Annotated in this window: 19 protein-coding genes; 6 read left to right on the plus strand and 13 right to left on the minus strand. The window is 70.5% G+C overall.

All coding sequences use genetic code 11. The features are described from left to right. Nucleotides 1–25 precede the first annotated feature (25 nt). Nucleotides 26–2,137, minus strand: coding sequence for a 3-hydroxyacyl-CoA dehydrogenase NAD-binding domain-containing protein (locus tag ACOCEP_RS24295; RefSeq protein ID WP_482331288.1), 2,112 nt, complete (start codon nt 2,135–2,137; stop codon nt 26–28). Further along, the gene (locus tag ACOCEP_RS24300; RefSeq protein WP_482331289.1) at nt 2,137–3,378 is read right to left on the minus strand and encodes a thiolase family protein; all 1,242 of its coding nucleotides are present in this window, start codon (nt 3,376–3,378) and stop codon (nt 2,137–2,139) included. Before ACOCEP_RS24300 ends, ACOCEP_RS24295 begins: the two co-directional genes overlap by 1 nt. Before the next feature lie 185 nt (nt 3,379–3,563). Here ACOCEP_RS24300 and bla point away from each other — a divergent pair, with 185 nt between their 5' ends. After that, entirely contained in the window at nt 3,564–4,484 is a 921-nt protein-coding gene (gene bla, locus ACOCEP_RS24305; protein ID WP_482331290.1) for a class A beta-lactamase, read from the plus strand. Between the two features lie 241 nt (nt 4,485–4,725). Here bla and atzF read toward each other — a convergent pair whose 3' ends face one another. From atzF to ACOCEP_RS24330, 5 genes are read right to left on the minus strand one after another with little or no spacing between them, the layout of a single operon-like run. Further along, nucleotides 4,726–6,339: an allophanate hydrolase gene (gene atzF / locus ACOCEP_RS24310; RefSeq protein WP_482331291.1), complete on the minus strand. Its 1,614-nt coding sequence runs from the start codon at nt 6,337–6,339 to the stop codon at nt 4,726–4,728. Beyond that, nucleotides 6,336–9,902: an urea carboxylase gene (uca, locus tag ACOCEP_RS24315; RefSeq protein WP_482331293.1), complete on the minus strand. Its 3,567-nt coding sequence runs from the start codon at nt 9,900–9,902 to the stop codon at nt 6,336–6,338. The genes atzF and uca overlap by 4 nt, the downstream gene beginning before the upstream one ends. Continuing rightward, a complete protein-coding gene (locus ACOCEP_RS24320; RefSeq protein ID WP_400569948.1) occupies nt 9,899–10,513 on the minus strand; it encodes an urea amidolyase associated protein UAAP2 in 615 nt (204 codons plus the stop codon). Before ACOCEP_RS24320 ends, uca begins: the two co-directional genes overlap by 4 nt. Continuing rightward, a complete protein-coding gene (locus ACOCEP_RS24325; protein ID WP_482331294.1) occupies nt 10,510–11,292 on the minus strand; it encodes a DUF1989 domain-containing protein in 783 nt (260 codons plus the stop codon). The genes ACOCEP_RS24320 and ACOCEP_RS24325 overlap by 4 nt, the downstream gene beginning before the upstream one ends. An 11-nt stretch (nt 11,293–11,303) precedes the next feature. Beyond that, the gene (locus tag ACOCEP_RS24330; RefSeq protein ID WP_482331295.1) at nt 11,304–12,770 is read right to left on the minus strand and encodes an amino acid permease; all 1,467 of its coding nucleotides are present in this window, start codon (nt 12,768–12,770) and stop codon (nt 11,304–11,306) included. Nucleotides 12,771–12,947: 177 nt separating this feature from the next. On the opposite strand from ACOCEP_RS24330, the gene ACOCEP_RS24335 reads away from it, so the two are divergent. Further along, nucleotides 12,948–13,604, plus strand: coding sequence for a TetR/AcrR family transcriptional regulator (locus ACOCEP_RS24335; RefSeq protein ID WP_482331296.1), 657 nt, complete (start codon nt 12,948–12,950; stop codon nt 13,602–13,604). Between the two features lie 6 nt (nt 13,605–13,610). Here the strand turns inward: ACOCEP_RS24335 and ACOCEP_RS24340 are convergent, their stop codons facing one another. From ACOCEP_RS24340 to ACOCEP_RS24350, 3 genes are all read right to left on the minus strand, one after another. After that, on the minus strand, nt 13,611–14,876 hold the full coding sequence (locus tag ACOCEP_RS24340; RefSeq protein ID WP_482331297.1) for an HRDC domain-containing protein: 1,266 nt from the start codon (nt 14,874–14,876) through the stop codon (nt 13,611–13,613). A 68-nt stretch (nt 14,877–14,944) separates the two neighbouring features. Then, nucleotides 14,945–15,661 (minus strand): response regulator transcription factor, encoded by a 717-nt coding sequence (locus ACOCEP_RS24345; protein ID WP_034318331.1) that lies wholly within the window; start codon nt 15,659–15,661, stop codon nt 14,945–14,947. A gap of 1,048 nt (nt 15,662–16,709) precedes the next feature. After that, the gene (locus ACOCEP_RS24350) at nt 16,710–17,273 is read right to left on the minus strand and encodes a DUF3000 domain-containing protein (protein WP_482331298.1); all 564 of its coding nucleotides are present in this window, start codon (nt 17,271–17,273) and stop codon (nt 16,710–16,712) included. An 88-nt stretch (nt 17,274–17,361) separates the two neighbouring features. On the opposite strand from ACOCEP_RS24350, the gene hemE reads away from it, so the two are divergent. The 4 genes from hemE to ACOCEP_RS24370 are packed head-to-tail and all read left to right on the plus strand — an operon-like array spanning nt 17,362 to nt 21,872. Continuing rightward, nucleotides 17,362–18,432, plus strand: a complete 1,071-nt coding sequence (hemE, locus tag ACOCEP_RS24355) for a uroporphyrinogen decarboxylase (protein WP_482331299.1) — start codon at nt 17,362–17,364, stop codon at nt 18,430–18,432. Next, nucleotides 18,429–19,808, plus strand: coding sequence for a protoporphyrinogen oxidase (gene hemG / locus ACOCEP_RS24360; RefSeq protein ID WP_482331301.1), 1,380 nt, complete (start codon nt 18,429–18,431; stop codon nt 19,806–19,808). Before hemE ends, hemG begins: the two co-directional genes overlap by 4 nt. Nucleotides 19,809–19,833: 25 nt before the next feature. After that, on the plus strand, nt 19,834–20,526 hold the full coding sequence (hemQ, locus tag ACOCEP_RS24365) for a hydrogen peroxide-dependent heme synthase (RefSeq protein WP_465330216.1): 693 nt from the start codon (nt 19,834–19,836) through the stop codon (nt 20,524–20,526). Then, nucleotides 20,526–21,872 (plus strand): CoA transferase, encoded by a 1,347-nt coding sequence (locus ACOCEP_RS24370; RefSeq protein WP_482331302.1) that lies wholly within the window; start codon nt 20,526–20,528, stop codon nt 21,870–21,872. Before hemQ ends, ACOCEP_RS24370 begins: the two co-directional genes overlap by 1 nt. 16 nt (nt 21,873–21,888) lie before the next feature. On the opposite strand, the gene ACOCEP_RS24375 is transcribed toward ACOCEP_RS24370, so the two are convergent. From ACOCEP_RS24375 to ACOCEP_RS24385, 3 genes are read right to left on the minus strand one after another with little or no spacing between them, the layout of a single operon-like run. Continuing rightward, complete coding sequence (locus tag ACOCEP_RS24375; RefSeq protein WP_482331304.1) at nt 21,889–22,233, minus strand: SCO6045 C-terminal-like domain-containing protein; 345 nt, start codon at nt 22,231–22,233, stop codon at nt 21,889–21,891. Next, on the minus strand, nt 22,230–23,045 hold the full coding sequence (locus ACOCEP_RS24380) for an MbnB/TglH/ChrH family RiPP precursor modification enzyme (protein WP_482331305.1): 816 nt from the start codon (nt 23,043–23,045) through the stop codon (nt 22,230–22,232). The genes ACOCEP_RS24375 and ACOCEP_RS24380 overlap by 4 nt, the downstream gene beginning before the upstream one ends. Then, nucleotides 23,035–23,967, minus strand: a complete 933-nt coding sequence (locus ACOCEP_RS24385; RefSeq protein WP_482331307.1) for a TIGR04222 domain-containing membrane protein — start codon at nt 23,965–23,967, stop codon at nt 23,035–23,037. Before ACOCEP_RS24385 ends, ACOCEP_RS24380 begins: the two co-directional genes overlap by 11 nt. Between the last annotated feature and the right edge of the window lie 79 nt (nt 23,968–24,046).

The following is a 24,046-nucleotide window of genomic DNA, read 5'->3' on the forward strand; positions in this document are numbered from 1 at the left end:
GCCGACGGTGGCCTTTCGTTCAGGCTCAGGAGAGCGGCACGCTCGCCACGCCCGGGGCCAGGAACGGCTTGCCGTTGACCTTCTCGGACACGCCCGCACGGTCGAGATACGGCGTGATGCCGCCCAGCCAGAACGGCCAGCCCGCGCCGAGGATCAGGCACAGGTCGATGTCCTGCGCCTGGGCGACCACGCCCTCGTCGAGCATGATCCGGATCTCCTCGGCGATCGCGGCCAGCGCGCGGTCACGCACCTGCTCGGACGTCGACGGCGAGTCTCCCCGCTGCCAGAGCTCGGCCACCTCGGGATCGACGGTGGCGTTGCCGTGAGCGTCCCACTGCCAGACACCCTTCTTGCCCGCCTTCACGAAGCGGTCGAGGTTCTCGCTGACGGTGAACCGGTCCGGGAAAGCCCCGTGCAGGGTCTCCCCGACGTGCAGGGCGATCGCCGGGCCGACGAGCTGCATCAGCGTCAGCGGCGTCATCGGCAGGCCCAGCGGTTCGAGCGCCTTGTCGGCGACGTCGAACGGCGTGCCCTCGTCGACGGTCACCAGCACCTCGCCGAGGAACCGCAGCAGCAGCCGGTTGACCACGAACGCGGACGCGTCCTTGACCAGCACGCTCGACTTCTTGAGCTGCTTGCCGAGCGCGAACGCCGTCGCCAGCGCGGCGTCGTCGGTCTTCTCCGCGCGGACGATCTCCAGCAGCGGCATCACCGCGACCGGGTTGAAGAAGTGGAACCCGACCACGCGTTCCGGATGCTTCAGCTGCGACGCCATCGCGGTGATCGACAGCGACGAGGTGTTCGTCGCCAGGATCGCCTCGGGCGAGACGTACTGCTCCAGGTCGGCGAAGACCTTCTGCTTGACGCCCAGTTCCTCGAACACCGCCTCGATCACGAAGTCGGCGTCGGCGAACGCCGACTTGTCGAGCGAGCCGGTGACGAGCGCCTTCAGCCGGTTCGCGCCGTCCGGCGAGACCCGCTTCTTGGCCAGCAGCTTGTCGATCTCACCGTGCACATAGGACACACCCTTGTCGACGCGTTCCTGGTCGACGTCGGTGAGCACCACCGGCACCTTGAGGCGGCGGACGAACAGCAGCGCCATCTGGCTGGCCATCAGGCCCGCGCCGACGATGCCGACCTTGTTCACCTTGCGCGCCAGCGACTTGTCCGGCGCGCCGGCCGGCCGCTTGGCCCGCTTGTTGACCAGGTTGAACGAGTACAGCCCGGCGCGCAGGGTGTCGTCCATCAGCAGTTCGGCGAGCCCGTCGGTCTCGGCCGCGTAACCGCGGTCCAGATCGTTCTCGCGGGCCAGCTCCAGCAGCTCGACGGCCTTGGTCGCGCCAGGGGAAGCGCCCTTCGTGCGACCGTCCACAATGGCCTTGGCGCGGGCGATCGCGGCGTCCCAGCCCGCGCCGCGGTCGATCTCGCGGCGGGCGGGGGTGACCTCGCCGTTGACGACCTTCGCCAGCCACAGCAGCGACTGCTCCAGGTAGTCGGCCGAGCCGAAGACCTCGTCGACGATGCCGAGCTCCGCCGCCTGCGCGACCTTCAGCATCTTGTTCTGCGCCAGCGCGTTCTCGATGATCACGGTGACCGCGGCGTCCGGCCCGATCAGGTTCGGCAGCAGCTGCGTGCCGCCCCAGCCCGGGAACAGCCCGAGGAAGACCTCGGGGAAGGCGATCGCGGCGGTGTTCTCCGAAAGCGTGCGGTAGTGGCAGGAGAGCGCGAGTTCGAGCCCGCCGCCCATCACCGCGCCGTTGATGAACCCGAAGGTCGGGATCTCGGTTTCGGTGAGGCGCCGGAACACGTCGTGCCCGGTCTGCGCGATCTCCCGCGCCAGCGCCGGATCCGCGACCGCTTCGACACCGGAAAGGTCGGCGCCGACGGCGAAGATGAACGGCTTGCCGGTGACCGCGATCGCGGCGGGTTCCGCGGCGAAGGCGGCGTCGATCGCGGCGTCGAGGTTCACCAGGCCCTGCGGGCCGAAGGTGTTCGGCCGGGTGTGGTCGTGGCCGTTGTCGAGGGTGATGAGGGCGACCGGCTTGTCGAGCCCGGGCACCTTCACCAGTCGGGTGACCGCGTTCGTGACGACCTCGTCGGGGAAGGCGGCTTTCGCCTGCTCAGCGGTGAAAGTCATTACTTCGCCCCCTCGGAGCCGTTGTAGGCCGGGTTCTCCCAGATCACGGTGCCGCCCATGCCGATGCCGATGCACATGGTGGTCAGGCCGTAGCGCACGTCGGGGCGCTCGGCGAACTGACGCGAAAGCTGCGTCATCAGCCGGACACCGGAGGACGCGAGCGGGTGACCGCAGGCGATCGCGCCACCCCACTGGTTGACGCGGGGGTCGTCGTCGGCGATGCCGAAGTGGTCGAGGAACGCGAGCACCTGAACGGCGAACGCCTCGTTGATCTCGAACAGGCCGATGTCGTCGATCGACAGGCCGGTGCGCTTGAACAGCTTCTCGGTGGCGGGCACCGGGCCGATGCCCATGACCTCGGGCTCGACGCCGGCGAAGGAGTAGCCCACCAGGCGCATGCCGATCGGCAGGCCGAGTTCGCGGGCGGTGTCCTCGTCGGCGAGCAGGGCCGCGGTGGCGCCGTCGTTGAGCCCGGCCGCGTTGCCCGCGGTGATCCGGCCGTGCGGGCGGAACGGCGTCTTCAGCCCGGCGAGCTGCTCGACGGTGGTGCCGGGACGCGGCGGCTCGTCCTCGGTCGCGAGACCCCAGCCGAGTTCCTTGGACCGGGTGGCGACCGGCACCAGCTCGGGACCGATCTTGCCGGTCTTCACGGCCTCGGCGTACTTCTCCTGGCTGCGCGCGGCGAAGGCGTCGGTGCGCTGCTTGGTGATCGCGGGGAACCGGTCGTGCAGGTTCTCCGCGGTCTGGCCCATCACGAGCGCCGTCGGGTCGACGAGCTTGTCGGCGATGATGCGCGGGTTCGGGTCCACGCCCTCGCCCATCGGGTGGCGGCCCATGTGCTCGACGCCGCCGGCGATGGCGATGTCGTACGCGCCGATGCCGATCCCGCTCGCGGTGGTGGTGACGGCGGTCATCGCGCCCGCGCACATGCGGTCCAGCGCGAAACCGGGCACCGACTTCGGCAGGCCCGCCAGCAGCGCGGCGGTGCGGCCGATGGTCAGGCCCTGGTCGCCGATCTGGGTGGTGGCGGCGATCGCCACCTCGTCGACGCGCTCGGGCGGCAGCTCGGGATGGCGCCGCAGCAGTTCACGGATGGCGTTGACGACGAGATCGTCGGCACGGGTGCCGGCGTACATACCCTTTTCGCCTGCCTTGCCGAAGGGCGTTCGCACCCCTTCGACGAAGGCGACATTGCGTACCGACCGCGCGTTCGGCGCGAGCGGTGTTGCTCCTGCGGCCACGAATGCTCCTGAAGTTGAGGTAGTCCTGACCGCACCCTAGCCCCGGTTACCCGTCGGTAACCAGGATGGTGGCCCGGTCGAGTGGGCGAAGGCACACTCCCGGGGTCACCCGCCTCGGCCGCTTGGCCGATCCGGGAGCGGTGGGGAAGTTGCTATGTTCGAAGTGATCAGGGGGAGGGATCACCATGAACTCGCCGGGGCCGGCCGTCACCCGACGCGCGCTACTGGGGATGGCGGTCCTCGCGTCGCTGGCCGCCTGCACGCGGGCGAGCCCGCCCGCGCCGTCGCCTCCGCCACCCCCGCCGCCGTCCACCACGCGCCAGTTCCACGATCGGTTGATGGAGCTGGAGAAGAAGTTCGACGCCCGGCTCGGCGTGTACGCGGTCGACACCGGAGGCGGCGCCACGGTCGAGCACCGTGCCGACGAGCGGTTCGCGTTCTGCTCGACGTTCAAAGGTGTGGCGGCCGCCGCGGTCCTGCACCGCAATCCGTTGTCGCATCTGGAAACCCGGGTCGAATACTCGCGGGCCGACCTGATGAAACACGCTCCGGTCACCGAGCGGCACGTGGCCACCGGCATGACGATCCGCCAGCTGTGCGACGCCGCCGTCCGGTTCAGCGACGGCACCGCGGGCAACCTGCTGCTGCGGGATCTCGGCGGCCCCGCCGAGCTGACGGCGTTCACGCGTGGCCTCGGCGACACCGTCACGCGGATGGACCGGGTCGAACCGGCCATCACCGAAGCGACGCCAGGCGACCTTCGCGACACCACGACACCGCGTGCCTTCGCCGCCGACTACCGGGAGATCGTGCTGGGCGACGCGCTGACGGCCGACAAACGGGACTTCCTGCGCGACCTGCTTCAGCGCACCGTCACCGGCGCCGGACGGATCCGCGCGGGCCTCCCGCCCGGCTGGACCGTGGCAGGCAAGACCGGGACCGGCGAGTACGGCACGCTGAACGACATCGCCGTCGTGTGGCCGCCGGGCAAGGCCCCGATCGTCCTGGCGATCATGTCCAGCAAGGCGGCGAAGGACGCTCCCTACGACGAAGCGCTACTCGCCGAGGCCGCGAAGTACGTCGTCGAAACGCTGGCCAAGGCGTAACTCGCGTGACTAAAGGCGTAACTCGCGTGATTGAAGGCGTAACTCGTGTGTCTGGACGAGTTACGCCTTCAATCACGCGAGTTACGCGTCCAATCACGCGAGTTACGCGTCCAATCACGCGAGTTACGCGCTAGTTGCCGGTGGCGCTGGGGAGCACCGAAGCCCGCATCGAGCAAGCGCCCGAACACGCCATATGTGCCTTACGGGTCAATAACCGTCCTTACCACTCACGAGACCCGACTCAACGACTCAAGTACCCGAGCCACCCGCCGTACTCCGTGATGTCCCGTGCACCCTCCACCGCACCGGGCTCGCACACGAACCCCGGCACCTCACTCCCGTCGGCCAGCCGCACCTTCCCGATGGCCAGCGGCGCGGGAATGCCCGCCACGAACTCGCCGAAGCCGCTCAGCGGCAGGTCCCACACCTCCGCCTCGATCGGCTCGCCGCCCGAAGCGACCCGGACGAGACCGGGTTTGGGCGGCACGGTGTCCAGCGCGTAGAACCGGTACTCGGCCGCCGTCGGCCCTGCGGAGACGAACCGTCCGCCCCGCGAGGTCAGTTCGTGGTTCAGCGGCTGCCCGCGCAGATGCGCGCCGACGACCGCGATCCGCGTCCGCCGCGGCACCGAGCGGGCGACGTCGGCGAGGATCCGGTCGGCGTACGCGGGCCCGACCAGCATCACCCCGAACGGCAGCCCGCCGACGGTCCCGGCGGGCACGGCGAGCGACGACAGGCCCAGCAGGTTCGTCGAGTTCGTGAACCGGCCCAGCCGCGCGTTCACACCCAGCGGATCGGCCTCGACTTCGGCGATCGTCGGGTGTTCCGTCGTCGTGGGCAGCAGAAGGCAGTCCACAGTGGACAGAACGGCCGAGGCTTCACGAGAAAGACCGTCGAGCGTGGCGAGGTCGGAGAACAACCGATGCGCCGGGATGTCCTTCGCCGCGCCGATGATCCGCCGCACGACCGGATCGACGGCGTCCGGATGCGCGTCGATGAACTCGCCGACCGCCGAGTACCGCTCGGCCACGAAGGCGCCTTCGTACAGCAGGCGCGCCGCGGCCAGGAACGGCGATATGTCGACAGGAACCAGTTCCGCGCCCGCGTCCCGATACGAGCTGGCCGCCGCGGTGAACGCCTCAGCCCACCCGTCCTGGAGCGGTCCCACCTCGGACGGCACGCCGATCCGGAAAGGACGGTTCAGCACCGGAAGATCCCGGGGCCCGCTGAGACAGGCGAACGCGGACGTCGCCTCGTCGACCGTCCGCGCGAACACGGTCACGCAGTCGATGCTCGCGCACGCGGGCACGACACCCGTCGTCGGCAGCAACCCCCGCGTCGGCTTCAGCCCGACGATCCCGTTGAACGCCGCCGGAACCCGGCCGGATCCGGCGGTGTCCGTGCCGAGCGCGAGATCCACGATCCCGAGCGCCACCGCGACCGCCGATCCCGAACTCGACCCGCCCGAGACGTACGCCGGATCGAGCGCGTTCCGCACCGCGCCGTGCGGGCTGCGCGTCCCGACCAGCCCGGTCGCGAACTGGTCCAGATTGGTCGTACCCAGGATCAGCGCCCCGGCCGCGCGCAGCCGCGCCACCACCGGCGCGTCCTCGGTGGGCGAGTAGGCGTACTCGGGGCAAGCCGCCGTCGTAGGCAGCCCGGCGACGTCGATGTTGCCCTTGACCGCGGCGAGTTTCCCGTACAGAGGCAAGGATTCCCCCGCCTCCCGACGGGCTTCCAGTTTCTCCGCGTCGGCGAGCACGTCCTCCTCGGGACGCAGGTCGATCCAGATCTCGGGCCGGTCGACCCGGGCGATCCGGTGGTACGCGGCGCGCACCCGCTCCCGCACACTCATCCCGCGCTCCTTCCCAGAACCACCAGCGGCGTGCCGGGGGCGACCTGATCACCGGGCGAGACGAGGACCTCGACGACCTCGCCGCCGGCGGGGGCGGGGATCCGCGCCTCGGTCTTCATCGCTTCGAGGATCACCAGCGTCTCGGCCGCGTCGACCTTCTTGCCGGGTTCGACGTCCACCCGCCACACGGTCGCCGCGAACGGCGCCTCGACGACGTGCCCGCCGGGCGGGGCCTCGACCTTCGTGGTCGGGACCTTCGCGCCGACCGGCTCCGGCCGCGGGTCGAACTCGCCCGCCGCCGCCCACGCCTGCCGCTCCGCCTCGAACGCCGCGCTCTGCTTCGCCCGGAACGCGGCGATGTCGGCCGCGTTGTCGGCAAGAAAGCGTTCGTGGTCGGCCAGCGCGAACTCGCCGTCGGTGATGTCGAGTTCCAGTTCCCCGGCCGAACTCTGGGCACGCAGGTCGAGCAGCTCCTCGGCGGTCACCGGGTACCAGGAGATCCGGTCGAAGAACCGCAGCAGCCACGGCGAACCCGGCTCGAACGACCCACGTTGCCGCCAGCCGCTCCACACCTGCACGGTCCGCCCGACGAACTGGTAGCCGCCGGGGCCCTCCATCCCGTAGATGCACAGATACGAGCCGCCGATGCCGACCGAGTTCTCCGCGGTCCACGTGCGCGCCGGGTTGTACTTCGTGGTGACCAGCCGGTGCCGCGGGTCCAAGGGAGTGGCCACCGGCGCGCCGAGATAGACGTCGCCGAGGCCGAGCACCAGGTACTCCGCGTCGAACACCGTGCGGTAGACGTCGTCCACACTGGACAGACCGTTCACCCGGCGGATGAACTCGATGTTCCACGGACACCACGGCGCGTCGTCGCGCACGCCGGCCATGTACCGCTCGATCGCCTCACGCGTCGCCGGATCGTCCCAGGACAACGGCATCCGCACGGTCCGGCTCGGCACCACGAGGTCGCCGGTGCGCGGCAGGTCGTGCTCCACCTCCCGCACGAGACCGAGCAGTTTCGGCACCGGCAGGACGTCCGGATCGACGTGCACCTGAAGTGAGCGGATTCCCGGGGTCAGGTCCACAACGCCCTCCAGACCTTCCTTGGCCAGCCGATCGGCCAGGGCGTGGACCCGCATCCGCAGGGCCAGGTCGAGTTTCATCGGCCCGTACTCGATCAGCAGGTTGTCGTCGCCGCTGCGCCGGTAGGTGACTTCGGGGTTCTCGTCCGCTGTGGACAGACGACCGAGGATGCCGCCGTCGTCGATCGGTTTCCGGCTCGCTTTGACCGTCGTGTTCGGCGAGACACGCAAAGAGCCCGCGTGCTCGGTGGTGACCGGCACGAACCGCACGGTGTCGCCCGGCCGCAGCTGGCCGAGTTTCCACCGCTGCCCGGTCACCACGGTCGCCGGGCAGACGAACCCGCCGAGGCTCGGCCCGTCCGGGCCCAGCAGGATCGGCAGGTCTCCGGTGTAGTCGACGGCGCCGATCGAGTACGGCGTGTCGTGGATGTTCGACGGGTGCAGTCCCGCCTCGCCGCCGTCCTCCCGTGCCCAGCGCGGCCGCGGCCCGACGAGCCGGACACCCGTCCGCGCGGAGTTGAAGTGCACTTCCCAGTCGGTGGCGTAGAACGTCTCGACGTCGTCCGGGGTGAAGAACTCCGGCGCCGCGTGCGGCCCCTCCGACGCGCCGATCTCCCAGTGTGTGGCGAAAACCGGGCGTTCGGCGTCGGGAACCGGCCCGGTGACGGCGTACGCCGGCAGCGGCCCGGGGGAGAGGACGTCGCCGGTCGCCAGCGCGCGTCCGCCGTGCCCGCCGAAACCGCCGAGCGTGAACGTGGCCGCGCTGCCGAGGAAGTCCGGCACGTCGATCCCGCCGCGCACGAGGACGTACGCGCGGAGCCCGGCGGTCCCGGTGCCGACGTCGAGCACGCCGCCCGCGGGGATCGCGACCGGTGTCCATTGTGGAACCGGGGAGCCGTCGACGCTCACCGGTGACGGCGATCCCGTGACGCAAACGATTGCGTCCTCGGTGAACCTCAGTGAGACACCGTCCACAGTGCACTCCAGGCCCGCCGCGCCTTCGGGATTGCCGAGGGCGCGGTTGCCCAGCCGCAGGGACAGATCGTCCATCGGCCCGTTCGGCGGGACACCCACGTGCCAGAACCCCAGCCGCCCCGGCCAGTCCTGGACGGTGGTCATCGTGCCGCCCCGCAGCACCTCGATCCGCGGTTCGGGGTCGGTGATCGTGTCGAGCGTCGCGGTGTCGTGCGTGACCTCGCGCAGCCGCCGATCCGCGGCGACCGCGCGCAGCTGACCGAGATTCGTCCGGACCCCGTCCACCCGGCTCTCGCCGAGCGCCTCGCTCAAGGCGGCGAGCGCCTCGTCCCGGTCCGCGCCGACGGTGATCACCTTGGCGAGCAGCGGGTCGTAATGCGTCGTCACGTTCGCCCCGGCCTCGACCCAGGTGTCGACCCGGACATCGGCGGGGAAATCGGCGCGGGTCAGCAGGCCCGCGCTCGGCCGGTGCCCGGCGGCCGGATCCTCCGCGTAGACGCGGGCTTCGATCGCGTGCCCGCGTGGGGACGGCGTGGTGGCGAACATCCCGGTGTCGCCGTCGGCGAGCCGGAGCATCCACGAGACCAGGTCGACGCCGTACACCGCCTCGGTGACCGGATGTTCGACCTGCAGCCTCGTGTTGACTTCGAGGAACGCGGCCTCCTCACGGGCCGGGTCGTAGATGAACTCGACCGTCCCGGCCGACCGGTAGCGCACCGACGCGCAGAGGTCGACGGCCGCCGAGACCAGTTTCTCCCGCACCACTTCGGGAAGTCCCGGCGCCGGGCACTCTTCGAGCACCTTCTGATTACGTCGCTGCAGGGTGCAGTCCCGCGTACCCAGCGCCAGCACCTCACCCGTACCGTCGCCGAACACCTGGACCTCGACGTGCCGCGCGTGCGTCACGAGCCGTTCGAGGAACACGCCAGAAGTCGAGAAGCTCTTGGCCGCGATGCTCTGCACCGCCTCCCAGGCGTCGCGGAGCTCCGCGGCGGACGCGCAGGCCCGCATGCCGATGCCGCCGCCACCGCCGGTGGCCTTGAGCATCACGGGGTAGCCGATCCCGTCCGCGGCCGCTTCGGCGTCGGCCAGGGTGGCCAGCAGTCCGGTGCCCGGCAGCAGCGGGACACCGGCTTCGACGGCCTTCTCCCGTGCGGTGTGCTTGCTGCCGAAGACTTCGAGGTGGTCCGCCGTGGGACCGGCGAACCGCAGCCCGGCCGCTTCCACCGCCCTGGCGAATCCGGCGTCCTCGGACAGGAAACCGTAGCCGGGGTGGATCGTGTCCGCCCCGGTCTTCAGCGCGGCTTCGATGATGGCGTCGACGAGGAGATAGCTCTCCCTCGCCGGCGCCGGGCCGAGCCGGACGGCTTCGTCGGAAAGCCGTACGTGCGCGGCCGTACGGTCGGCGTCCGAATAGACGGCGACCGTCGGAATGCCCATCTCCCTTGCCGTCCGGATGATCCGGACCGCGATTTCCCCCCGGTTGGCGACGAGCAGCTTCACGCGCCACCGCCGGTGACGATCATCCGGACCGGCGTCGGGTCGAAGCCGTTGCACGGATTGTTGATCTGCGGGCAGTTCGACACCAGCACGAGCACGTCGGTCTCGGCGCGCAGCTTGACTTCGAGACCGGGCGCGGAGATGCCGTCGACGATGCCGAGCGTGCCGTCCTGTTCCACCGGCACGTTCATGTACCAGTTGACGTTACTGACCAGATCCCGTTTGCCGAGGCCCCATTTGGCGCCCTCGGTCAGGAAATTCTCGACGCAGGCGTGCTGGTACCGCGTGTGCTGGCCGTAGCGGAGGCTGTTCGATTCCTTGCTGCAGGCGCCGCCGATCGTGTCGTGCCGTCCGCAGGTGTCCTCGACGACGGTCAGCAGCGGCGCGCCCTCGCCGGTGCGCAGCACGCTGCCGGTGGTGAGGAAGATGTTGCGCTGCGCGGCGATCGTGGCTGCCGCGCTGTACCTCTTCGCCGTGTCGGCGGCGTCGTAGCAGAGGAAGTCGACGGCCTGGTTCCCGCCGAGATCGATGATCGCGAGCGTTTCGCCCTTCCGCAGCACGGTGGAGTACGGCGCCCGGGCGGCGACCTCGGTGTCGGAGATGATCGTCGTCATGCCAGGCCCCTAGCGGTGAGGTAGTCGGCGGTGTTCTCGAAGGCCCGCTGTGCTTCGGGCGACGCTGTCCATTCAGGACTGTCCGGAGTGGACGGCGCGGAGCGCTGGGCGAGGACGCGCAGCGGGGTGATCGGGGAGTCCGGGCGGGGGTCGAGCGGATGCGGCACGTTGGCGATCAGGACGATCACCGGGAGTTCGGTGCGCAGGACCACGGATTTGCCGGGGCCCGCCGAACCGGTGAACGTCAGCCCGCCGTCGGTCTCCACGTGGACGCCCTGGAAGAAGGACAGGCTCGGCGGGAGGTCGCGTGGGGTGAGGCCGTGTTTGGCGGCGGCGAGGGTGAACAGCCCGATTCCGTCCACAGTGGACGTCCCGCAGAGCGCGTCGTGTTTCCCGCTCTCGTCGGTGACGACGGTCGCGAGCACCCGCGCCTGGTCCGAAAGCAGCGCGATCGCCTCGCCGAGATAGGCGTTCCACTGGACCTTCACCGTGTCCGCGACATTCAGCCGTTCCCAGGGCTGGTCGGCGTTGTACAGCAGGACATGCGCGCAGGCGTCGCCTTCGACGTCGGTGAGCCGCAGTTCGGTGCCGCGGGCGAGGACCTTGTGGGTGTAGCCGCCGCCGGCGACGGTCTCGGCCCAGGTCAGCTTCGCCGGGTCGATCCCGGGCGGCGGGTCCGGCCAGGTGGACGCCGGGATGGCCGGCATCGCTTCGGTGACCGTGCCCGCTTGGGCGCGCGCGTGGTCGCGAGCGCCGTACGTGGTCGATGTCGTGCTCATGGAACCTTCCTTCAGGTCGCGGGGACGGGAACCGTGGTGAGCGCGGAGCGGCGGCGCCAGCAGAGGTAGCCGGTGAGCAGCGCGGCGCCGACGAACTCGATCGGGAACAACAGGACCCAGACGGAGCCGGTGCCCGCCAGGTCGTAGATCTCGGCTCGTGGCCATGCGATGTTGACGATCATCATCGCGCCGTACCCTACTGCCGCGATGTTGACCGGAATAGCCCATCGCCCCAGGGAGAAATGGCCGGGTTCGGCGGTGAAACGGCCTTGACGGCGCCGGACCAGGAGCGGTCCGGTCACCAGCAGATAGGCCAGATAGACCACGACCACCGACGTGCCGGTGATGGTGCTGAAGATGGTCGGATTCCCCAGGTTCAGCAGCAGGAGCCCGATGGCGAGCAGCCCGGACAGCACGGCGGGCGCGATCGGCGTCCCGGTGCGGGCGTTCACCGCGGAAAGACGTTTGGCGCCGGGGAGCGCGCCGTCGCGGGCCATCGAGTAGATCAGGCGGACGGTGCCGGTCTGGATGGTCAGGGTGCAGACGACGACCGCGATCGCGACGTCGGCGAGGAAGACCCGGCCGAGGGTGTCGCCGAAGACGGCCGTGATCACATACGGCAGGCCCTTCCCGGCCAGTTGCCCGTCGGTCAGGCTCGGTGCCGCCATCAGCGCGGTGATGACCACGGCGAGCCCGCCGACCCCCGAGATCAACAGCGCGCGAAGCACGGCGCGCGGGGCTGTGCGGCGGGCGTCCTTGGTCTCTTCGGCGACGGAGGCGGCGGTATCGAAGCCGTACAGCACGTACGCGGCCATCAACGCCGAGGCGAGGACGGCTCCGGCTCCCGGGCTTTCGCCGGCGGGCTGGAGCACGACCTGAGGACCGCGGACGGCGAACAGCGCGAGCCCGGCGATCAGCACGAGGACACCGACGAGTTCGGCCGCGACCCCGACGTCGTTGATGCGCGCCATCAGCCGCACGCCGCCCGCGTTGATCGCGGTGGTGAGGACGATCAGCAGGGTGCCGAGCAGGACCGCGTTGCTGGCGCCGGTCGGGGAGGTGATCGCCGGATCCCCGCCGACGAGCTGGAACCCGCTCCAGACCGACGGGAGGACGACCTGCAGCGCGATCGCGGCACCGGCGAGGGCCACGACGCAGCCCACCAGCATCATCCAGCCGGCGAGCCAGCCCGCGAATCCGGGGGAGAGGTGTTTCGCCCACTGGTAAACCGATCCTGCCAGCGGGAATCGGGCGGCGAGTTCGGCGAAGTTGAGCGCGACGAGCAATTGCCCGGCGATCACCAGCGGCCACGTCCAGAAGAAGAGCGTGTCGCCGAAGGAATAGCCGAAGGCGAACAGCTGGAACACCGTCGTAAGGATGGAAACGAAGGAGAAACCGGCGGCGAAGGCGGAGAAACCGCCCAGTGTACGGCGAAGTTCTTGACGGTACCCGAAGGCGGAAAGGTCCTCGGAAGGCATTGCGGAGGCTCCTGTCTCAAGGGCCGGATTTCGATCGGCTGACCGAAATTAAGCGCGTGCGGGATCCTTCCGATCTCCGCCGGGTAAGCGCGGTGTTAACAGATACCGGATTCGGTAACCTGGGCCGACCGCCGGACGTAACAAAGATCTTCGCGGAGAAATGGCAGGATCGGATAGATGACGAAAACGACCGGGGTGGGCAGGCCGAGAGCCAGCGGCGCCGCCGCGAGCAAACAGGAGGCGCGGTTCGCCGTCTTGGACGCGGCGGGGGAGCTGTTCACCGGGGCCGGGTACGCGGCCACGACCACCCGGGCCATCGCCGAACGCGCCGGCCTGCGCCAGGCGTCGCTCTACTACCACTTTCCGTCCAAAGAGGACATTCTCGCGGCGCTGCTGGAGGACACCGTCCGGCCGTCACTGGAGGTCGCGGGCGGGCTGTCGGCCAAGCTCGCGCCGGTCGGCACGCGGCTGTGGGCGCTGGCCTACGCGGACATCCACCTGCTCGGCAGCGCGCGGCACAACCTCGGCGCCCTGTACCTGCTGCCGGAGATCTCGTCGCCGCGGCTGGCGCGATTCCGGGCCGAGCGCGCGGAGCTCAAACGCGTCTACGGCTCGCTCGTCGCGGCGGCCGGCGTCCCCGGAGAGCTTCGCGGCATCCGGACCGATCTCGTGTTCGGGCTCGTCGAGAGCATCGCGATCGTCCGGCGCGACCAGCCGGACCTGGACGTCGAGGCGCACGCCGTCGAAGGGGCCGACGGCGTGCTGAGGCTCGCCGGTCTGGGGGAGCCGGACGCCGCGCTGCACGGGGGCGCGCGGGCGTTACTGGAGGGCTGAACGCGGTCAGGCGGGCGTGGAGTGGAGCGCCTTGCTCAGCGCCGCCACCGTCAGCTCGATCTGCCAAGGCCGGGCCCCGCCGTCGCGGAGGACCTGGGCGACCGAATCCTCGCTCAGGTCCGCGGGCGGACGCCAGCAGGTGCGGCGCACCAGCTCCGGCAGCAGCAGGTTCTCCACCGGGAGCCGCCGGTCCTCCGCGATCGCGGACAGCGCCGCGCGGGCGGCGGAAAGCCGGGCGGCGGCTTCGGGATCCTTGTCCGACCACCGGTTCACCGGCGGCGGTCCGTCGGTCTGCTGCGCCGGGGTCGGCAACTCGTCGGCGGGGAGCGCGCGGGCGGCCTGCAGATGCCGCAGCCAGCTCGCGGTGTACTTGCGCTGGACCCGGCCACTGAACACCGGTAGCGACTGCAGCTGCTCGACGGTCTTCGGGTCGGCGGTGACGGCGTTGATGATCGCGCTGTCGGGCAGGATCCGGCTCGGCGCGCGGTCGCGTTTACGGGCGAGCTCGTCGCGTGCCTGCCACAGCTCGCGCACGGCGGCGAGACCGCGGGCGCTGCGGATCTTGTGCACGCCGGACGTCCGGCGCCACGGCTCGGCCCGCGGGGCGGGCGGCGGCGCGGTGCGGACGGCCTCGAATTCCTGCTGGGCCCATTCGAGCTTGCCCTGGGCGGCCAAGTCGGCTTCGAGCTTCTCGCGGAGCTCGATGAGCAGCTCGACGTCGAGAGCGGCGTAGTTCAGCCAATCGACGGGAAGCGGGCGCTTCGACCAGTCGGCGGCGCTGTGCCCCTTCTCCAGCTGGTAGCCGAGGAGGAGCTCGACGAGAGTGCCGAGGGCGACGCGCTCGTACCCGGCGAGCCGTCCGGCGAGTTCGGTGTCGAACAGGCTCTTCGGGTGCAGGTCGAGTTCGGCGAGGCACGGCAGGTCCTGAGAGGCCGCGTGCAGCACCCATTCGGCGTTGTTGAGGACTTCCGCGAGGGGTTCGAGCTGCCCTTCGAGCGGAATGGGGTCGATGAGGAAGGAGCCGGCACCTTCGCGGCGCAGCTGCACGAGATAGGCCTTGGGCCAGTATCGGTAGCCGGACGCGCGTTCGGTGTCCACGGCGATGGCCCCGCTGCCGCCCGCGATCTTCGCGCAGGCTTCGGCGAGGGCTGTCGCGTCGGCGATCACCGGCGGAGTGCCCTCGGCGGGCTCGCGCAGCAGGACCGGTCCACCGGTGTCATCGGTGCCGGTCTTCGGGTCCGTCTGCGGTTCTCCGGGTCGGTCGCCTTCCATAGGTGAAGACCCTACGGGACGAGCGGGCCGCGCCTGGTCCGCCCGCCCCGCAGGGCTGTTCGCCTTTGTCAGCGGATCACGCCGGCACGCATGGCCAGCGCCACCATCTGAGCCCGGTCACCCGTGCCGAGCTTGCGCCCGATGCGGGAGAGGTGAGACTTCACCGTGAGAGCGGAGAGGCTGAGTTCCTCGCCGATCTCCTTGTTGCTCTGGCCGTCGGCCACGAGCTGCAGCACCTCGACCTCGCGCGCCGAAAGCTCGCGCGGGGTGTTGTCGGTGCCGGCGACCCGGGTGCCGGTGGCCAAGACCGGTGCGACGCTCGGGTCCGCGTAGACGCCGCCCTCGAGCACCCTGCGGACGCCGTCGGTCACTACGACCGGCGAAGCCGACTTGAGCAGGTATGCCTGGGCGCCGGCCTGGAACGCCGACCTGACCGCGTACGGGTCGTCTGATGAAGCGAGCACCACTACCCGAGGCCAGCCGTGGCTACGGAGTTCCGTAACCAGCTCGATGCCGCTGCCATCCGGCAGTCCGAGATCGAGGATCGCCAGGTCACAAGGCCCGGTGGCCTGTGCTCGCGCCCTCGCCTCGGCCACCGTGGCGGCCTCGTGGACGGTGCCCGCACCCATCTGTGCGAGTCTTGCTGAGATTGCCTCCCTCAACAGCGGGTGGTCATCGACCACCAACACGGAAAAAAGCTCTTCCCGCGGGTGCGGAACCATGCTCGCCGGCAATGAACCGGCTGGCGTGGATCGGACGGCCTGAGAAATGCCGACGGTAGCCACGTCACTACCTCCCTGGAGTCGGTCGTGCCCCCCGACCGGCACCGGGACTTTCGGCCGTTTAGCCGCGCCAGCTTTAGACCGAAAGTGGTGTCGTCGATGGCACTGTAGCCGCCCTGAGGCCTTCGCGGGGGGATCGAATGGGTATCTATCTCAAACCAGTGGTCACTCAGGGAGTTCGTAGTAACACGATCGGGCTAGTACACAGCCGGTGGCTAACACATCGCCGAAAGAACGCGATGGACTTGAGTTACCGGGGCGCGACCGACTGTGCAGATGGGGCGTGCACCTGCCGGTGCCGCTGCCCGGGACCTTCACGGGGCGGCCGGAATGCGCCTCGGGCGTGGGGCTTGATCAACTTCGCGGAGCGTCATGATCGCTCCGCTCGGTGACCGTGATGGTAACGCTCCGGAAGCTTTCGGTCGTGTTCGGGAGCGGATTCGATCTTGTTGCGGACGGTGACAGCCGGGTTAGCACGAACGGGGTGGTCCAGACCTCTGAGCGACCGGCTTCGCGCTGGTGAGGGCTGGTCTAGTCCAGATGGCCGCGAAGTGCCTGCGGACGCTCTGGGAGCCTCGCAGACGGAGTAGCCGAGGCGTCTTTGGGCGCTTCGCAAGCGTCGCGGCCGTCCGTGAAGGCCTCCTTGTCTAGGTCGATGACGGGAAGGAAGGTCTTCGCGGATTCGCGGGCGGAAGCAAGGGACCTTTAGTGCCGCTAGCTTTCCTAGCGTTGCTAGATGGCCGAAGCCCGCAATATAACCCGAATGCTATGTCTCGATTGCTGGGAATCCGGCGTGTCGCGAGTCCGTGAAGGCCTCCGTGAGGGACCCAGAGTCCCTCACGGAGGCCTTCACGGACTCGGCCCGGGGAGCGCTGGCGTGACGGAGGTACGTGAAGGACCCCTTCATTGCGCCAGGCGCAGTGAAGGGGTCCTTCACGGACTTGGGGAAGGCGTGAAGGCCCCCTTCCCTCGGCTCAGCCGAGGGAAGGGGGCCTTCACGCGCAGCCGTTGTGGCAGGTGGGGCTGCTGAGGCGGTAGCGACCGAAGCGGCTCAGGAGGACTGGCGCTGCTCGAACAGGGTCACGCCGACCGGCGGCAGCCCCACGACACTCGCCATCACCTGGCAGAACGCCTGCCCGTGCGGCCGCAGCGCGGCGTCCGTCGGCGTCCAGGACGCCCGGAGCTCCAGATCGTCGGTGCGCGCGGGCCCGGAGATGTCGCCGAAGCGGGCCGAAGACGTCTCGGTGACCGTGCCGCCCAGCGCCGTCCACTCCGCGCCTGAGCTCTCCAGCGCGTCGGTCAGCCATGACCAGCCCACGGCGGGCAGGAAGGGATCGGTCGCCAGTTCCCGGTCGAGTTCCGCGCGGACGTACATGACCAGCCGCAGGACCCCGTCCCAGCCCTCCTGGCCTTCCGGATCGTGCAGCAGCACCAGCCGTCCCGACGCCAGCACGTCCGCCGGTCCTTCCACCTCGCAGCTCACCGCGTAGGACCACGGAGCCAGACGCTGCGGAGGCCGCATCTTCTCCAGCCGCACTTCGGGACGGGGCCGGACCGATTGCAACGCCGCGACGGCTTCACGGAAGAGATCGGGTACTGACGTCATCGCGGTCACCAACCGACTGTAAGACGCGATCGTCCGGTTCGGGGCGCAGGCGCGCCGAGAGTAAGGCCTCCGAGCGCACATGGCACCATGAACCGTGATGTCTCCTTCAGTTGCTTCTCCCGCGCAGACCGTCCCGGCGGCCCGTCGCGCCCTGCCCGGTGCGCCGTTCCTGGCCGCCGCGCGCGGCGAACGCCCGGCTCACACCCCCGTGTGGTTCATGCGCCAGGCGGGCCGGTCGCTGCCCGAGTACCGGGCGCTGCGCGAGGGCACCTCGATGTTCGAGGCCTGCTTCGACCCCGAGATGCTCGCCGAGATCACGCTCCAGCCGATCCGCCGTCACGGCGTCGACGCGGCCATCCTCTTCAGTGACATCGTCGTCCCGCTCAAGGCGGCGGGCCTCGACATCGACATCGTCGCGGGCACCGGGCCGGTCGTCGCCGAGCCGATCCGCGACGCCGCGGGCGTGCGCGCGCTGCCGGTGCTGGAGCCGGAGCAGGTCGAGCGGGTCGCCGAGGGCGTCGGGCTGCTGGTCGGGTCGCTGGGCGAGACGCCGCTGATCGGCTTCGCGGGCGCGCCGTTCACCCTGGCCTCGTACCTCATCGAGGGCGGGCCGAGCCGCAACCACGAGCACACCAAGGCGCTCATGCACTCCGACCCGGAGCTGTGGCACGAGCTGGCCGGCCGTCTCGCGGACATGGCGATCACCTTCCTCTCCGCGCAGCTCGACGCCGGCGCCGACGCGATCCAGCTGTTCGACTCGTGGGCGGGCGCGCTCTCGGAGCGGGACTACCGCGAGTTCGTCCTGCCGCATTCGGCGAAGGTGCTGTCCGCGGTCGCGGGCTACGGCGTGCCCCGGATCCACTTCGGCGTCGGCACCGGCGAGCTGCTGGTGGCCATGCGCGACGCGGGCGCGGACGTGGTCGGCGTCGACTGGCGCATCCCGCTCGACGAAGCGGTCCGGCGCCTCGGCGGCGGTGTCGTCCAGGGCAACCTCGACCCGGCGCTGCTGCACGCGTCCTGGCCGGTCATCGAGGCCGAGGTCCGGCGCATCCACGCCGAGGGCCGCGCGGCCGACGGCCACATCTTCAACCTCGGCCACGGCGTGCTGCCCGGCGTCGACCCGGACGTTCTGACGCGCGTGGTCGGGCTGGTGCACGAGCTGCGATGAGCACGGTCGCCGTCGTCGGTGGCGGTATCTCGGGACTGACCGCGGCGTACCGGCTGCGGACCCTGCTCGGCGAGGACGCCAGGATCGTCGTCTTCGAGGCGACCGGTTCGCTCGGCGGGAAGCTCCGCACGGTCGAACTCGCCGGTGAGCGCTACGACGTCGGCGCGGAGGCCTTCCTCGCCCGCCGTCCCGAAGCGCTCGCGCTGGTGCGTGAGGTCGGCCTGGGCGAAAGCCTGGTCCATCCCACCAAGGCCCGCGCGAAGATCCATGCCGGCGGTTCCGTGCTCGGCCTGCCGCCGGGCACGGTCATGGGCGTTCCCGCCTCGGCCGGCGCGGTCGCCGGGGTGCTGTCGGAGAAGGGCCGCGCGCTGGTCGAGGCCGAGGCGTCGCTGCCTCCGCTGGAACTGCCCGCGGAGGATGTGCCGCTCGGCCCGCTCCTGCGCGAACGGTTCGGCGACGAATTGGTCGACCGGCTCGTCGATCCGCTGCTCGGCGGGGTGTACGCCGGGGGAGCCGATGGGCTCGGCCTGCGTGCGACCATGCCCGGTCTCGCCTCCGCGATCGATCGCGGGGCGGCTTCGCTCACCGAAGGCGCCGCCTCCCTCATGCCCGCCTCGCCGAGTACGGCGCCGGTCTTCGGCACCCTGCTGGGCGGCCTCGGGACGCTGATCGCCCGGCTCGCGGAGCTGTCCGGCGCCGAGATCCGGACCGGGACCACGGTGACCGCGCTCGAACGCACCTCCACCGGCTGGAAGGTCGACGACCTCGACGCCGACGCCGTCCTCCTCGCCGTCCCGGCGCCCTCGGCGCGCCGGCTGCTCGACGGCGTCGCGGGAGTGGCGTCGTCGGTGTTCGCCAAGATCGAACTCGCGTCGATGGCGGTGGTAGCGCTCGCGCTCCCGCCGGGGACCGCGCTGCCGGACTCGTCCGGGGTGCTGATCGGTGCCGGGGAGCGGGACGCGGCGGGGAAGCCGTTCGCCGCCAAGGCGTTCACCTTCTCCTCCCGTAAGTGGGCGCAGTACGGCGAAGGTCCGGTGCTGGTGCGTGGCTCGGTCGGTCGCTTCGGCGAACCGGGCGCGCTGCACGCCGACGACGACGAGCTCGTGCGCGTGGTCCGCGAAGACCTGGCCCGGCTGACCGGGGTCACCGCCGAGCCGATCGACACCCTGGTGACCCGGTGGGGTGGCGGGCTCCCGCAGTACGGCACCGGGCATCTCGTGCGCGTCGAGCGGATCGAGCGCGCCATTGCCGACGTCCCGGGGCTCGCCGTGGCGGGCGCGACGCTGCACGGTGTCGGGCTTCCGGCCTGTATCGCCACCGCCGACGCCGCCGCCCGCCGCATCGCCGGGATCACACCGACCCACGAGGGCTCCTGAGCGCGGGCAGTGCCAAGATGGCGGTATGGCGCGGCTGAACTACAACGAGCTCAACGACACCATCCGCTACACCGCCTGGTCGGTCTTCCGGGCCGAGCAGGGCAAGCTCGGCGAGGACCGCGAGAAGGCGACCGCGGAGACCACCGAGTACCTCGACGCGCTGGAGGCCAAGGGCGTCGTCGTCCGCGGTGTCTACGACCTCTCGGGGCTGCGCGCCGACGCCGACTACATGATCTGGTGGCACGCCGAGGAGATCGAGCAGGTCCAGGCGGCGTACAGCGGTTTCCGGCACACCCCGCTCGGCCGCGCGTCGGCACCGGTGTGGAGCCAGGTCGCGCTGCACCGCCCGGCGGAGTTCAACAAAAGCCACATCCCGGCGTTCCTCGCCGGTGAAGAGGCCCGCAAGTTCATCTGCGTGTACCCGTTCGTGCGCTCCTACGAGTGGTACCTGCTGCCGGACGACGAGCGCCGCAAGATGCTCGCCGACCACGGCAAGGAGGCCCGCGACTACCCGGACGTCCGCGCCAACACGGTCGCGTCGTTCGCTTTGGGCGACTACGAGTGGATCCTGGCCTTCGAGGCCGACGAACTGCACCGCATCGTCGACCTGATGCGGCATCTGCGCGGCACCGAGGCCCGCCTCCACGTGCGCGAGGAGATCCCGTTCTACACCGGGACGAAGGTGGCGCCCGCCGAGCTGATCGCCTTGCTGCCCTAGTGGACACCCGCGTCTGGACCACGCTCACCGGCGACACCCTCGCCGAAGACGCCGTCGAGATCACCGGACCCGAGTCGGTGCTGCCCGGGACCTTCCGGGTCGAGGAGGCGGCCACCACGAGCATCGCCGCGGCGACGCTCGCGGCCGGGGAACTGTTGCGGCTGCGGGGAATCGAGCCGGGCAAGGTCTCGGTCGACACCCGGCACGCGGTGGCGGCTTTCCACAGCGAGCAGTACCTCCGCGTCGACGGCGAGCCGGTGCCGTTCAGCGCGCCGTTGTCCGGCGACTACCGCGCGAACGACGGCTGGGTGCGGCTGCACTGCAACTACCCGCGTCACGTGTCCGCCGTGTGCTGGGGTCTCGGCGTACCCGCGACGCGGGCGGCGTTCGAGAAGGTCGTGGCGGCCAAGTCGAAGTACGAGGTCGAGTCGGCCGTGGTCGGTGCGGGCGGTGCCGCGGCCGTGCTGCGCACCCGTGACGAGTGGCTGGCGCACAAGCAAGGACAGGCGTCGAGCGCGCTGCCGGTCGCCGACATCCGGCCGCTCGGCCCGTCGGACCCCGTGCGGCTCTTCGAATCCGACCGGCCGCTGGGCGGGGTGCGGATCCTGGACCTGACCCACGTCATCGCCGGGCCGGTCGCGGGCCGCGTGCTCGCCGCGCACGGGGCGACCGTCATGCACATCGGTTCGGCGCAGCTGCCGACCGTGCCGCCGCTGGCCGTCGACACCGGGATGGGGAAGCTCTCGGCGTACGTCGACCTGGAGACCGAAGCCGGGCGCTCGCGGCTGCGCAAGCTGATCGCCCGCGCCGACGTCGTGCTGCAGGGTTTCCGGCCGGGTTCGTTGACGGCCAAGGGTTTCTCGCCGGAAGCGATCGCCGAGCTCCGGCCGGGCATCGTCGTCGCGGACCTGTCCGCCTACGGCTGGGAGGGGCCGTGGGCGCGCAGGCGCGGTTTCGACAGCCTGGTGCAGATGGCGTCGGGCATCGCCGACGAGGGCGGCAAAACCGCCGGGCTCGACGGTCCCGGACCCCTTCCGGTACAGGCGCTCGACCACGCGACCGGCTGGCTCACCGCGGCGGCGATCATGACCGCCGTCCGCCAGGCGGCCACCGAAGGCGGCAGCCGGCATGTCCGCACCTCGCTCGCCGGGACCGGGGAGTGGCTGAACTCCTTGGGGCGCAAGGAAGCCGGGCCTTCCGGCTTCGACGGCGGCGAGTGGCTCGAAGACGTCGACGGCCAGCTCGGCCGGGTCACCCGGGTCAAGATGGCGGGCACCCTGCCGGGCTCGAATCCACAGTGGACGGACGCGACGCACGTGGCGGGGAGCGACCGCCCGGTTTGGTGAAACCGCATTTAGAGGACTAAATGCGGCGTAGTAGGCGCGCGAACCGGCCCCGGGGCTTCGGGACCTCGCCGCGTTCCACGAGCCATGCGCCGAAAGCGTCCGCGTAAGCCCGTGCGCGGATCGCGTCGGTCTTCGGGTGAGCCGTCGCGTACTCGCGGAAGAGCGCGGCGAACCGGTCACCGAGTGCTTCGGCGAGGTCCGGCCGAAGGTAGGCGGCCAGTCTGCTTTGCTTGTTCCGCAAGACGTTCGCCTCGATCCGCAGCCTGTTCGCGTCGAAGCCCGCCGGGGCGTCGCCTCCCGCGAGAAGCGCCTTGAGCAGCTCCGCCTGCTGCCCGGCGAGCCGCTCCCGGGGCGACGTCACGGCGAGACCGCTTCCCGCAGCGCGGCCAGCTCCGCCGCCAGTTCGGTGTCGGACGGGTAGTCGTCGTCGCGTTCCAGCAGGACGCCGGGCGGTTCGGTGCGCCGCCGCAGTTCGCGCAGCAGGTCCAGCACCTCCGGGACCACCGGATGGGCGTGCGTGTCGTGATAGACGCCGTCACGTTCGACCCCGCCCGCCATATGCGTGTACGCCAGTCGTTCCCACGGGATCTCGTCGAGGAAGCGCTCGGGATCCGTGCCGAGGTTACGGGCGTTGGCGTACAGATTGGCGACGTCGACGATCAGCAGGCAGCCGGTCCGGTCGGTGAGCTCCCGAAGGAACTCGGACTCGGTGAACTCCGCGTCCGGCCATTCCAGCACCGCCGCGATGTTCTCCAGCGCGAACGGGACCTCCACGATCGACTGGGTCAGTTTGACGTTGTCCACCAGGACGTCGAGCGCTTCCCGGGTGCGGGGGAGCGGCATCAGATGCCCCGAGTCGAGGCCGCCCGCGCGCACGAAGCACACGTGGTCGCTGGCCAGCGGCGCGCCGAGCTCCCGGGTGACCTCCGCGAGATGCTCGACGCGCGCGGTGTCGAGCGGTTCTGCTCCGCCCAGCGACAGCGAGACCGCGTGCGGCAGGACCGGCATTCCCTTGTCGCGCAACGCGACCAGGGTTTCGGGAAGATGTTCGGCGTGCAGGTTCTCGGCGACGACCTCGACCCAGTCGACGCCGGGCAGCCGCGCGATCGACAGATCCAGCTCGTGCCGCCAGCCGATGCCGATCCCGAGCCTGCCCGGCGCGTCAGCCGCCACAGCCGCCGCCACCGCAACCGCCGCCGCCACTGCTTCCGCTGCTGCACGAGCTTCCGCCACTGCACGTAGCGCCGCCGCCACCCGAAGAACCGCCGCCGGGACCGCCGCCCGGGATCGGCGGCGGGATCAGCGCCGCGCTCAGCTCCTCGTCGGGGTAGAAGGCGAGTCCGCCGAACGCGACCGCCGCGGCGGCGCCGCCGAGCACCGCGCCGCCGGCGTATCCCGGTTCGTTCGGGATGCCGCGTTTGCGCTCCCGTCCGTGGGCGGACTTGGCCTTGTGGAGGGCCCGGGCGCCTTCGCTGGTCGGACGTGGGCCCGGCCGCTTGTTCTTGAGCGCACGGGAGATCACCGTCGCGAACACGGCCGAGATCAGGAGCGGGATCAGGAATCCGACCGGATGGTCGCCGGCGATCCCGGCGATCAGGCGCGCCACGCCGAGCACCAGGACGCCGAGGTACAGGAAGTACACGACCCGGCGAATCCGCGGCGTCCGGTCGACGACGACCAGCCCTCGTGCTTCCAGATCCTTGGCGAGCGCCTGCATCGGACCCGACAGCCGCACCCGGTCACGGATGCCGCGGGTCGTGGCGTTGTAGCCCGGATTGGCGCCCTTGGCGACGATCTTTTCGATCGGGTCGGCGGGTGCGGGACCCGTCAGCTGGAGCTGCTTCGCACTGCTGACCCGCAAGGTTCCGCGGTCGACCAGCGTCGCGATGACCGTGTCGACCACCCGGTCCGGGCCGCCGGCGAGATAGGCGAACTCGTACATCGTCGGCTGCTGGCCGCTCACTTCGGCGCGCGGCGCCTTGGCGCCCAGTTTGGCGACGATCGTCCACACAAGACCGACGACCACCGGGAACACGATCAGGGCGCCGTAGAGCGCCAGGAACGTGGGTCCGGGAATACCCCAGGTGTCTTCCATCGCAAGGGCCCTTTCACGAGCAGATACGCTTACCGTAGCCGGACGCTTTCCCGTCCGGTCGTGGTTCCGTGATTCGGCG

The organism is Amycolatopsis sp. CA-211722 (genome assembly GCF_056828465.1).

Coding starts and splice junctions, on each gene's coding strand:
- hemQ (WP_465330216.1), top strand. CDS start 19,834: ATGGCGCGGCTGAACTACAACGAGCTCAACGACACCATCCGCTACACC.
- ACOCEP_RS24385 (WP_482331307.1), bottom strand. CDS start 23,967: ATGGAAGACACCTGGGGTATTCCCGGACCCACGTTCCTGGCGCTCTAC.
- ACOCEP_RS24325 (WP_482331294.1), bottom strand. CDS start 11,292: ATGAGCACGACATCGACCACGTACGGCGCTCGCGACCACGCGCGCGCC.
- ACOCEP_RS24340 (WP_482331297.1), bottom strand. CDS start 14,876: ATGGAAGGCGACCGACCCGGAGAACCGCAGACGGACCCGAAGACCGGC.
- ACOCEP_RS24295 (WP_482331288.1), bottom strand. CDS start 2,137: ATGACTTTCACCGCTGAGCAGGCGAAAGCCGCCTTCCCCGACGAGGTC.
- bla (WP_482331290.1), top strand. CDS start 3,564: ATGAACTCGCCGGGGCCGGCCGTCACCCGACGCGCGCTACTGGGGATG.
- ACOCEP_RS24320 (WP_400569948.1), bottom strand. CDS start 10,513: ATGACGACGATCATCTCCGACACCGAGGTCGCCGCCCGGGCGCCGTAC.
- atzF (WP_482331291.1), bottom strand. CDS start 6,339: ATGAGTGTGCGGGAGCGGGTGCGCGCCGCGTACCACCGGATCGCCCGG.
- ACOCEP_RS24330 (WP_482331295.1), bottom strand. CDS start 12,770: ATGCCTTCCGAGGACCTTTCCGCCTTCGGGTACCGTCAAGAACTTCGC.
- ACOCEP_RS24335 (WP_482331296.1), top strand. CDS start 12,948: ATGACGAAAACGACCGGGGTGGGCAGGCCGAGAGCCAGCGGCGCCGCC.
- hemE (WP_482331299.1), top strand. CDS start 17,362: ATGTCTCCTTCAGTTGCTTCTCCCGCGCAGACCGTCCCGGCGGCCCGT.
- hemG (WP_482331301.1), top strand. CDS start 18,429: ATGAGCACGGTCGCCGTCGTCGGTGGCGGTATCTCGGGACTGACCGCG.